Origin of the sequence: Streptomyces sp. YS-3, from assembly GCF_045257485.1 — a bacterium.
Classification (GTDB): Bacteria; Actinomycetota; Actinomycetes; order Streptomycetales; family Streptomycetaceae; genus Streptomyces.
Genome location: NZ_JBJHPC010000256.1, coordinates 1 through 9,980, shown reverse-complemented (window position 1 = coordinate 9,980; position 9,980 = coordinate 1). Strand labels below are relative to the sequence as shown.

The following is a 9,980-nucleotide window of genomic DNA, read 5'->3' as shown; positions in this document are numbered from 1 at the left end:
CTCCCCTCGATTCCGCAGCGGGGCTCGATCACGGCGGTGGCCTCCGCCGTGCCCCTGCTGGTCTCCGTGGCGGCGACGACCGACTTCCCGGCCGTGGTGGTGGTCCGTACGGACACGGTGTAACCGGGCCAGTCGCCCGGCACGCACGTCTTCACCGAAGCGCCGTTGCTCGCGGCCAGGGCCTCGGCGGCTCCGCAGGACGCGTAGGCGTTGCCGCCGCGCAGGCCGTCCAGGACGTCCTTCCAGAGCACCGGGTCGAACCCGGTGAGGAGCTTGTCGTGGAGCCGGTCACGGTAGTCCTGCGCCGCCGCCAGCGCCGCCGCGTCGGCGGCCGTCTCGGCCTCGTTGCGCTTGGCCGCCGCCTGGCCCACCGCGAAGTACGCGAACGCGAGGAAGAGCAGGCCCGCCACCGCCGTGATGTAGACCGGGAAGGCCTGCCCTCGGTCGCCCCGGGGGCGACGGGACGTCAGGGGTTGATCTTGTTGATCGCGGCGGTGATCTTCTGGGCGATGGCCGTGCCGAAATTCGTCTGCGTAAGCACCAGAATGATCGCCACCACCACGATGATGATCCCCATGTACTCGACCGCGCCCTGCCCCCGGTCCCCCCGCCGCCGCAGCGCCGTCGCCGTGGTGTTCAGCCAGCCGTGGACCCGGATCCTGGCGGCGGTCGCGGGCTTGAGGAGCTTGTCGTTCATGGTGGTCCCCTCCGGGGTCTACGGCGGTGCCGCGCTCGACAGCCGCACCGTACCCGGGCCCTCCGGTTCCGGCACAGGGCCCCTGGGCCCAATTCCGGCGGCGGGCGGCGAAGGCGGGGCTCGCGCGCCTCATSCCGGCACCCCCCGCCCCGCCCGCGTGCCCAGCCAGGTCGCCACCGCCTGGGTGCGGCTGTTGCTGTGTAGCTTCGCGAAGATGCGGTTGATGTGGTTCTTCACCGTCTTCTCGCTGATGAAGCAGGCGGCGGCGATCTGCTGATTGCTCATGCCCGCCGCGATCAGCTCCATCACCTCCACCTCCCTCCTGCTCAGCCGGTGTGCCCCAAGTTCCGGGCGCCGGAGCGGAGTTCGGCTCCGGTGTCCCGCTGACGACTGTCCCACATCCGGTTGCATCCGCGAAGCCTCTTCGTTCGGATTTAATGAAATCGACCGGGCCATGACACCCGGCGAGGTGACGGGGGACACTCCGCCGCGCGCGATGTCCCGTACCGCGTCGACCAGTTGCTCCACCGTGAACTCACCGTGCACCAGATAACCGCGCGCGCCCAGCCGCAGCGCCTCGCGTACGGTCTCCGCCTCGGCGCTGTACGTCAGCATCATCACCGGCGCCACCCGCACCAGACGGGGCAGGGCCGTGAGGCCGTCCACGCCCGGCATCCGCACATCGAGCAGGACCACGTCCGGCCGGTGCAGCAGTGCCGCCTCGTACGCCTCGCCGCCGTCCGCCGCCTCGCCCACCACCGCGATCCCTCCGTGGCTCTCCAGCAGCGCGGTGAGCCCGGCCCGTACGACCGGGTTGTCGTCCGCCACCACCACCCGGGTCACACCGCGCTCCTCTCCAGCGCGGCCAGCGGCAGGTCGAGGCGGACCTCGGTGCCGCGCGCCGCCCGGCCCCGGCCGATCCGGATGCGCGCGCCGAGGTCCGCCGCTCGCTCGACCATGCCCACCAGCCCGAAGTGGCCCGCCCTGCGCAGCCCGTCGAGGGTGGTGCCGGGGGGCAGGCCGCGCCCGTCGTCGTACACGCTGATGCGCAGCACGTCACCGACCACGCCCGCCGAGACGTCCACGCGCGCCGGGCCCGCGTGGCGGTGGGCGTTCTCCAGGGCCTCCGAGGCGATCGTCAGGAGCTGACGGGCGACGGGGTACGGGACCCGGGTCGCGGGCCCGTCGAGGGAGAGGGCGCGGTAGCTCACGCCGACCTCCTTGGCGCGTTCCGCGAAGTCCCGTACGCGCGCCGCGAGTTCCGCCAATACGTCCACTCCCCCGTCCGGGCCGGGTTCGCGGCGCAGGTCGGCGAGGAGCTCGCGGGACTCTGCTGCGGCGCGACGGGCCGAACGCGCCACCAGCGTCGCGCCCCGGCGGACCGTCACGGGGTCGGTGCGGTCGGCGGAGGCCGCCAGGCCCTCGGCGGCGAGCGCCACCCCGTGCAGGGTCTTGGCGACGGAGTCGTGCAGCTCGCGGGCGAGGCGCGCGCGTTCCTCCTCCACCGCCAGCCTCGCCCGCGCCTCGGTGAGCGCCCGCGAGGCCATCCCGAACCGCAGCAGCAGACCCCGGACCGCCACCCCGGCCGCGCCCGCCAGCACACAGAAGCCGGGCAGCAGCAGGGCGGGGGCGAGCGGCTGGTGGTGGCGGTGCTGGGCCATGTACGCCAGCGCCAGGACCACGCACTGGAGCCCGGCGAAGACGCCCGCGCCCCGCCACCCGTACACCAGACCGGCGAGCAGCGGGGTGCAGACGACCACGTAGCCGAGCGGGGAGTCGGGGGTCGCGGTGAAGACCAGCAGCGCGCCGAACGCGGTGTCCACGCCGAGCAGCCACGGGTGGCGCAGCAGGAGCGGCCCGAAGCGCTCCCAGTCGCGGTAGAGCGCGTACGAGCCCATGAAGGTGATCAGGACGGCCCCCGACACCAGCCAGGTCGCCACCCCGCGCGCCGAGTTGGCCAGGGCGAAGGGCGTGCCGAGCCCTATCATCGCGAGCCGGAACAGGAAGACCTGGCGGCACAGCGCCTGGAGGGCGTTGAGCTGGAGGGAGACCTCGGGCTCGGGCGGCCCGGCCTCGGGTGGCTGCCCGCCCTTCACCGGCCCCCGGGGCGACACCGGCACCGGCACCGGCGAGTGTGACCTCGACCGTAACGACGACTGCGCCTGCGCCCGGGGCGGCTTCCGCATCAGGACCCCCTCACTTCCCCGTGAGCGAGCCGATGTCGGCCTCGGAGCCGAGCAGCATCGCGGAGGCCATCAGGATCATGGTGGCGGGCACCATGAACGTGGTGACCATCAGCGTCGCCTTGGGCACCGCCTTGGCGGCCTTGCGGCGGGCGTTCTGGGCGTCGGTGCGGCGCATGTCGGTGGCGATCGCGATCAGCGTCTCCACGATGGGCGCGCCCAGCTCCTCGCCCTGCTGGAGCGCGGTGACGAACATGGCCACCTGCTCGGAGTCGTTGCGCCGGCGCAGGTCGTCGAAGGCCTGGCGGCGGCTGACGCCCATGTCCATCTGGCGCAGCGCTATCCGCACCTCGTCCGCCCACGGGCCCTCGTACTTCTCCGCGACCCGCTCCAGCGCCTGGCGGAAGCCCAGTCCGGCGGAGACCACGACGGCGAGCACGTCGAGGAAGTCCGGCAGGGTGCGCTCGATGTCGTCGCGGCGGCGGCGCACGGCCGCCCAGATGCCGACCTCGACCCAGTAGTACGCGAACGCGACCATCAGCAGGGCCAGCAGGTAGTTGCCGCCCGAGACCATCACCACCGCGCCGACCGCGCCGAGCGCCCCGTACACCGCGCGCCGCGCCGCGTACCGGTCGATGGTCAGACCGCCCGGGTTGCCCGCCATGTCGATCCGGCGCCGCTTCTCGCTCACGCGCCTGGGTCCCATCAGCCGCAGGACCAGCGGGGCCCAGCGGATGCCGAGGCGGTCGATGGCGCCGCCGGTGCGGGTGGTGCGGGTGGCGCCGACCTCCAGGGCGAGGGCCAGGTCGCCGGGGAGCCGGGCTTCGGCGCGGTACATCCGTACGCCCTCGAAGGCGCCCAGGACGCCGAGTCCGACGATGAGCCCCAGGATCAGTTCCATGCCCGCCCCCTTCAGACGTCGATCTTCGAGATGCGGCGGATCGCGACGAAGCCCAGCGCGTAGAGCGCGAGCGCCACGACGACCGCGGCCTGGCCCAGGAACGAGCCGGTCATCTTGGCGAGCGAGCCCGGCGCGATCTGGTTGACGAGCAGCATCGCGCCGACCCCGATCGCCGGGACCGCGTAGGCCGTGGTGTTCACCTGGGACAGCTGGGTGCGCACCTCGCGGCGGGTCTCCTTGCGCTCCTCCAGGGTGGTGGTGAGGTTGCGCAGCGAGTGGACGACGGCGCCGCCCGCCCGGTTGGAGAGGATCAACGTCGATACGAGGACGACCAGTTCGCGCGAGGGCAGCCGCTTGGCCAGCTCGTCGAGCGCGTCGTCGAGGGTGCGGCCGACGGCGAGCTGGTCGGCGACCGTCTTCAGCTCGTCGCCCGCCGGGGCCTCCAGCTCGTCCGCCGCCATGGCGATCGCGGTGCGCAGGGCGAGCCCGGCCTGGGTGGCGTTGGCGATCACCCGGGAGATCTCGGGGAGCTGGTTGATGAAGGCCTCGGTGCGCCGGGTGCGCTGCCAGTTCAGGAAGGTGTTGGCGGCCCACAGCCCGGCGAGCGCGGCGAGCGGGCCGAAGAACGAGGCGAGCACCGAGGCCGCCACCACCCACAGTCCGACGACGCCGGCGATGACGTAGACGGCGAACTCGCCGGGGCTGAGGTCGAGGCCGGTCACCGCGAGCTTGCGCGCGATGCGCCGGCCGACGGAGGTGCGGCGCAGCCGGCGGTCCACCCCGGCGAAGGGCCGCCGGCGCCCGGCGGACTCCGGGCCGCCGGCGGTGGAGAGCCGTTCGACCAGGGCCCGGCGCTGGGCGCGGCCACCGGCGTACACGTGCACACCGGCGACCGCCGCCGCGCAGGCGAGCAGGGTGACCCCGGTCGTCAGCTGGGTGAGTGCGGACATGGGCGGTGCTACCTGGCCTCTCGGGTGGCGAGCTGTTCGTCGAAGGAGGCGATGCCGAACGCCTGCGGGACGGGCTGGCCCGCCAGATAGAGGCGTTCGGCGACGCGGCGCGGGAGCGGGAAGTGGCGGAACTCGCCGTGGACGCGCCCGTCGGCGGCCATCGGGCGGGGGTCGAAGCGGGCGACGGTGGCGAGCCGGTACGGGTCGCGGCCGTGGCTGTCGAGCAGGGCGATCTCGGTGACCCGGCGGGAGCCGTCGGCGTGCCGGGTGAGCTGGACCAGGACGTCGACGGCCGAGTTGATCTGGTCGTGCAGCGCCTCGAACGGGATCTTGATCTCGGACATGGAGGCCAGCGTCTGCAGGCGCATCAGGGCGTCCTCGGCGCTGTTGGCGTGGACGGTGGCCAGCGAGCCGTCGTGGCCGGTGGACATCGCCTGGAGCATGTCGAGGGACTCGCCGCCGCGGACCTCGCCGACGACGATCCGGTCGGGCCGCATCCGCAGCGAGTTGCGGACCAGGTCGCGGATGGAGACATGGCCCTTGCCCTCGACGTTGGCGGGCCGGGCCTCCAGTCGGATCACATGGGCCTGCTGGAGCTGGAGTTCGGCGGAGTCCTCGATGGTGATGATCCGCTCGTGTTCGGGGATGAGCCCGGACAGCGCGTTGAGCAGGGTCGTCTTGCCGGTGCCGGTGGCGCCGGAGACGATCACGTTGAACTTCGCCTGGATCAGTCCGGCGAGCAGCATCAGCATCGACTGGTCGAGCGAGCCGAAGGCGATCAGTTCGGAGAGCGTGAAGGAGCGCGGGAAGCGGCGGATGGTGAGGGTGGCGCCGGTCAGCGAGAGCGGCGGGATGATCACGTTGACGCGCTCGCCGGACGGCAGCCGGGCGTCGACCATCGGGTTGGACTCGTCGACGCGGCGGTTGACCGTCGACACGATCCGCTCGATCGTCTGCATCAGCTGCTCGTGCGAGGCGAACCGCATCGGCAGCCGCTCGACCCGCCCGGCGCGCTCCACATAGATCTGGTCGGGGCCGTTGACCATGATCTCGGTGACGGACGCGTCCTCCAGGAGCGGTTCCAGGACGCCCAGGCCCAGCGCCTCGTCGACGACCCGGCGGATCAGCTGGGCGCGCTCGCCGGTGGACAGGACCGGGCCCTCGCGGCTGAGGATGTGGCCGAGGACGCGTTCCAGCCGCGCCCGGCGCTCGGCGGCGGCGAGCGAGGACATCTCGGCGAGGTCGATCTCCTCCAGGAGCTTGCCCCGGTAGGCGGCGACGAGGTGCGCGTCTCCCTCGCCGCCCCGGTTCTCCTCGGGGGCGGTGATACGGGCCCGCAGGCTCATGGGGCGTGCCTCCTCGGTCAGTTGCTCTCGTCGCAGGGCATGGTGGCGCTTCTGTGGACCGGGCCGAAGGCGTCGACGCCGGGGAAGACGGAGGGGATGGTCACGGTGACGGTGACGGTCACCGCGTCCCCGGGGCAGCCGCCGGTCCCCCCGATGGTGCTGCGCTGGGCCACCCAGGCGCTGACCGCCGCCCGGCCCGCCTGTTCGGCCCCGTCCGCCCGCTCCCGCTGGGCGGCGGTACGGGCGGCGGCGCGGGCGGCCGTGCCCGCCTGCTGGGCGGCGTACGCGGCGAGCCCCAGCTGGACGCCCGCGAGTGCGACGAGCAGCAGCAGGGGCAGGAAGCCCAGGTACTCGACGGCGGCCGAGCCATGGTCCCGGCCCCGCCCCCTGACTCGGACTGGGACTCGGGCTCCGGCGAGCCGCCGGGTCCCGCTCCCGGGGCGCCTCACGGCTCGTCCTCGCGGGCCGCCCCGGCGTGCCCGTGCACGGTGGTGAGGGGGACGGTGAACGCGCCGGGGAAGAGCACCGGCACCCGTACGCCGACGGTGGCCGTGAAGACGTCCTTCCCGCCGCCGCCGCACTCCTGCGCGGACACCTCCCAGCCGTCCGGCGCCGCCGCCCGTACGGCCGCCGCGCACGCCGCCGCGCCGCCGTCCCGGGCCGCGCCCGCCCGGGCGCCCTCGTCCGCCGCGTGCCCGGCGACCGTGAACGCGTATCCGGTCAGGACCAGTTGCCAGATCGCGGCGAGGGTCACCAGGATGATGGGGACCATGCCGGTGAACTCGACCACGATCTGGCCCCGGTCCCGGTCGGCCGCTGTCCGTATGCCCCTCATCCGTGCCCCCGGCGCCGCAGGACGAGGGTGCCCCGGCCGCTCTTCTCCGGCGCGGGGCCGACGCCCTTGACCAGGCCCAGTTCGCCCGCGAGCGTCCACAGGGCCTGCTTGACCGTGGACTTGGCGTCCAGGTCGTGCAGCCGGCCCGCGTCGACGACGGCCTGGAGCTCCTTGAAGGCCGCCGGGACCGAGGTGCGGGTGGCGCGGGTGCCGGTGACCTTCTGGACCAGCGGGGGCTGGATCTCGGTGGCGCGGGTGTGCCGGTTGACCACGGTGGTGGTCTCCTCGGCCTTGCGGATCTGGAGGCGGTCCCACATCCGGACGATCCGCTTGGCGGCCCGGACCGACACCACGTCCGGGGTGGTGATCAGCAAGGCGGTGTCGGCCATCTCCACGGCGGCGGCGTTGGCGGCGTTCATCTGGGTGCCGCAGTCGGCGATCACCACCTCGTAGCGGTGGCGCAGGGCGGAGAGGATCTGGCGGGCGGCGCGGTCGGTGACCTCCTCGGCGCGTTCGCCGTCGCCCGGGGCGAGCAGCAGGCCGACGCCGGTGGAGTGGCTGAACAGGGCGTCCTGGAGGACCCGGGGCGAGATGTCGGTGATGGCGGCGAGGTCGGCGACGGAGCGGCGGAACTGGACGTCGAGGTAGGAGGCCACGTCACCGGCCTGGAGGTCCATGTCGACCAGGGCGGTGGTGCGGCCCGACGCGCGGGCCGCGAGGGCGAGGTGGATCGCGGTGACGGTGGCGCCGACGCCGCCCTTGGCGCCGGTGACCGTGACGAGCGTGCCGCCGGGGCCGCTGGAGGCCTCGCCCCCGCCGCCGAGGTGGCGGCGGACACCGACCGACCACTGGGCGGCGGCCTGGACCCGGCTGACCAGCTCCTCGTAGTGCAGCGGCAGGGTGACCAGGCCGCGCGCCCCGGAGTCCATGGCGGCGGCGAACAGGCCCGGTCCCGCGTCCGAGGTGATCAGGACGACGCCGACGGCGGGGAAGCGCAGCGCCACCTCGCGCACCAGGTCCAGGGCGGGCACCGGCCCGATGCGCTCGTGGACGAGCACGACCTCGGGCAGCTCGTCCAGGGAGTCCCCGGCGAGCCGGGCCAGGGTGTCCAGGAGCTGGGTGGAGTCCGCGACGGGCGCGGCGGGTTCGGCGTCGGGCAGCTGGCTGAGCAGGGTGGTGACGGACCGGGCGGCGTCGGCGTCCTGGACGGCCGGGAGGATCCTGGTGGTCATCCGAACCTCACTGGTCCTTTTCGAGGCGGTACGTACGGTCGCCGGGCGGCACCGTGGAGTCGCCGCCGGGCGCGACGAGCGCGAGCCGCACGTGCTGGGCGAAGGACTCCGCGTACGCGACGCGCTGGGCGTCGAGGGTGCCCAGCGCGAAGGTGATCGGGACCGCCTCGGTGGTCTTGTTGCGGTCGTCGCGGCCCGGGTCGAGGGGGGTGAGTCTGCCGACGTCGAGGACCCGGGCGCCGGAGACGATGATCTTCGACTGGGGGGTGTCGCCCTGCTTGGCGGCGGCGAAGGTGGCGAAGATGTTGACGGAGGAGCCGCGCTGGATCTTGCCCGCGACGCCGGTGGACGCGTCGATCATGATGGCGATCTCCTGCTCGCCGGGGCGCAGTGCGGGCCGCTCGGCGATCATGTCGGACTGGAGCAGTGAGCCGGACCGCAGCGCGGAGACGGCGACCTTGCCGCGGATCGCGGAGAGGTCGGTGACGGCGTTGCGGGACAGCCACCGCTTCGGCATGGTCGTCCGGCTGAACTGATCGGCGCTCAAGGCCGTGTTGGCCGCGATGTTCTGCTTCACCCGGTACGCCGTCACCTCGGGGCCGACCTTGGAGTCGGCGTCGTGGATCACCGAGAGGACCCCGGCGAAGGCCCCGGCGGCACACAGGACCGAGACCAGCAGAAGGATGACGCCGCGGCGCTGACGGGAGTTCATTGACCGTACGACCTCGTTCGATGACGTGGGACTGGGCGGACGGGCCACCGGGCGGGCTGCGCGGCGGCTAGTGGTACGTGCCTCCCGCGGGCAGCCGGTGCTCGGGGGCGGGGACGGGGGAGGCGCAGAACCCGCAGCGGTCGCCGATCAGTTCCATGCCGCACCACCGGCACGACTCCCGTCGTACGGATGCCACGAGCTGGTAGAGCACGGACAGATCGGAGAGGTACGCGGCGAACTCGGTGAGCTTGGACGTACCCCACCACTCGGGCGAGTACCCCGGTAGCGGGGCTTCGAGCACGGAGGCGACCTGCCAGGAGGCGGCGAGATGTGCGGTGACCCACTCGGAGGGGGCCGCGGCCCCGGCCACCAGCAGCCGGCAGGCGTAGTCGGGGCCCTCCAGCTCGCCCGCGCCGATCCTGACGAGCTGCGGCTCCGGGTGGGCGACGACCGCGAACTGGCTGCCGGGGAGCCAGGACTTGGCGTGGGTCTTGAGGCCGACCGGGACGCGGTCGAGGCGGGTGACGGAGTTCAGCACCGCGCCCGCGTGCACATAGTGCGCGAGGAGGCGGGCCGCGGAGGCGAGCACGCCGGGGCTGAAGTCGCACACCGACAGCTGGCACAGCTGGCGCGCGAGCACGGCCAGGCCGAGCGGCGGCAGCGGCGATCCGACCAGCGCGATCCGGTCGCTCTCCAGGATCGAGCGGACGGTGTGCAGCCGCCGCTCGTGGGCGGCCGCGAGCGACCGCGGGTAGAGCACGACCAGATGCCCGTGCAGGTCGAGCAGGCGGTGCGCGTGGGCGAGCGCGTCGTCGAGGGGCTGGATGTCGGGGGACGAGAGGACCGCGGGCGGCGGCGTGAGCGGATCCGCCGCGGGCAGCACCAGGTCCGGGCTGGTGACGGCTATCGCGGTTGGCACATCAAGTCCCCGTTCCCTCGGCCCGTGGTGGGCCCCCTCAGCCGTACGTGATCACCGCACTACCCCCCTGAAGCAGCACTGTATCCACGAGATAGCTGCGCGTGAACAGTCTTCTCGTTTCTGTGATGCCACGAGGGGCGCCAGAGGTCTTGACAACCGGATTGGTCTGGACCAACTTGTACGCACAGCGCGCGCTCCCCTCCCC

12 protein-coding genes are annotated in these 9,980 nt (G+C 73.3%); all 12 read right to left on the bottom strand.

What is annotated here, in order from left to right; genetic code table 11:
- Nucleotides 1–410 (bottom strand): pilus assembly protein TadG-related protein (locus ACJA3G_RS20835; protein ID WP_406554530.1); only part of this gene is annotated, 410 nt, incomplete at its 3' end.
- 56 nt (nucleotides 411–466) lie between these two features.
- A complete protein-coding gene (locus tag ACJA3G_RS20830; protein ID WP_257583829.1) occupies nucleotides 467–697 on the bottom strand; it encodes a hypothetical protein in 231 nt (76 codons plus the stop codon).
- Nucleotides 698–826: 129 nt separating this feature from the next.
- A complete protein-coding gene (locus tag ACJA3G_RS20825; protein WP_406554529.1) occupies nucleotides 827–1,540 on the bottom strand; it encodes a response regulator in 714 nt (237 codons plus the stop codon).
- Entirely contained in the window at nucleotides 1,537–2,883 is a 1,347-nt protein-coding gene (locus tag ACJA3G_RS20820) for a sensor histidine kinase (protein WP_406554528.1), read from the bottom strand. Before ACJA3G_RS20820 ends, ACJA3G_RS20825 begins: the two co-directional genes overlap by 4 nt.
- A 10-nt stretch (nucleotides 2,884–2,893) precedes the next feature.
- Complete coding sequence (locus tag ACJA3G_RS20815; protein ID WP_406554527.1) at nucleotides 2,894–3,781, bottom strand: DUF5936 domain-containing protein; 888 nt, start codon at nucleotides 3,779–3,781, stop codon at nucleotides 2,894–2,896.
- A gap of 11 nt (nucleotides 3,782–3,792) precedes the next feature.
- Nucleotides 3,793–4,731 carry a type II secretion system F family protein gene (locus ACJA3G_RS20810; protein WP_406554526.1) on the bottom strand — a complete coding sequence of 313 codons (939 nt, stop codon included), beginning with the start codon at nucleotides 4,729–4,731 and terminating at the stop codon, nucleotides 3,793–3,795.
- An 8-nt stretch (nucleotides 4,732–4,739) separates the two neighbouring features.
- Nucleotides 4,740–6,077 carry a CpaF family protein gene (locus ACJA3G_RS20805; protein ID WP_406554525.1) on the bottom strand — a complete coding sequence of 446 codons (1,338 nt, stop codon included), beginning with the start codon at nucleotides 6,075–6,077 and terminating at the stop codon, nucleotides 4,740–4,742.
- Nucleotides 6,078–6,094: 17 nt separating this feature from the next.
- Entirely contained in the window at nucleotides 6,095–6,526 is a 432-nt protein-coding gene (locus tag ACJA3G_RS20800) for a TadE/TadG family type IV pilus assembly protein (protein WP_406554524.1), read from the bottom strand.
- Complete coding sequence (locus ACJA3G_RS20795) at nucleotides 6,523–6,912, bottom strand: TadE/TadG family type IV pilus assembly protein (protein WP_358832988.1); 390 nt, start codon at nucleotides 6,910–6,912, stop codon at nucleotides 6,523–6,525. Before ACJA3G_RS20795 ends, ACJA3G_RS20800 begins: the two co-directional genes overlap by 4 nt.
- Complete coding sequence (locus tag ACJA3G_RS20790) at nucleotides 6,909–8,144, bottom strand: CpaE family protein (RefSeq protein ID WP_406554523.1); 1,236 nt, start codon at nucleotides 8,142–8,144, stop codon at nucleotides 6,909–6,911. The genes ACJA3G_RS20795 and ACJA3G_RS20790 overlap by 4 nt, the downstream gene beginning before the upstream one ends.
- A 7-nt stretch (nucleotides 8,145–8,151) precedes the next feature.
- Complete coding sequence (gene cpaB, locus ACJA3G_RS20785) at nucleotides 8,152–8,856, bottom strand: Flp pilus assembly protein CpaB (RefSeq protein WP_406554522.1); 705 nt, start codon at nucleotides 8,854–8,856, stop codon at nucleotides 8,152–8,154.
- 67 nt (nucleotides 8,857–8,923) lie between these two features.
- Nucleotides 8,924–9,775 carry a hypothetical protein gene (locus ACJA3G_RS20780; RefSeq protein WP_406554521.1) on the bottom strand — a complete coding sequence of 284 codons (852 nt, stop codon included), beginning with the start codon at nucleotides 9,773–9,775 and terminating at the stop codon, nucleotides 8,924–8,926.
- Between the last annotated feature and the right edge of the window lie 205 nt (nucleotides 9,776–9,980).

What these genes read in the sequence shown, in the direction of transcription:
- ACJA3G_RS20815 (WP_406554527.1), bottom strand. Translation starts at nt 3,781, where the DNA reads ATGGAACTGATCCTGGGGCTCATCGTCGGACTCGGCGTCCTGGGCGCC.
- ACJA3G_RS20790 (WP_406554523.1), bottom strand. Translation starts at nt 8,144, where the DNA reads ATGACCACCAGGATCCTCCCGGCCGTCCAGGACGCCGACGCCGCCCGG.
- ACJA3G_RS20810 (WP_406554526.1), bottom strand. Translation starts at nt 4,731, where the DNA reads ATGTCCGCACTCACCCAGCTGACGACCGGGGTCACCCTGCTCGCCTGC.
- ACJA3G_RS20820 (WP_406554528.1), bottom strand. Translation starts at nt 2,883, where the DNA reads ATGCGGAAGCCGCCCCGGGCGCAGGCGCAGTCGTCGTTACGGTCGAGG.
- cpaB (WP_406554522.1), bottom strand. Translation starts at nt 8,856, where the DNA reads ATGAACTCCCGTCAGCGCCGCGGCGTCATCCTTCTGCTGGTCTCGGTC.
- ACJA3G_RS20830 (WP_257583829.1), bottom strand. Translation starts at nt 697, where the DNA reads ATGAACGACAAGCTCCTCAAGCCCGCGACCGCCGCCAGGATCCGGGTC.
- ACJA3G_RS20795 (WP_358832988.1), bottom strand. Translation starts at nt 6,912, where the DNA reads ATGAGGGGCATACGGACAGCGGCCGACCGGGACCGGGGCCAGATCGTG.
- ACJA3G_RS20805 (WP_406554525.1), bottom strand. Translation starts at nt 6,077, where the DNA reads ATGAGCCTGCGGGCCCGTATCACCGCCCCCGAGGAGAACCGGGGCGGC.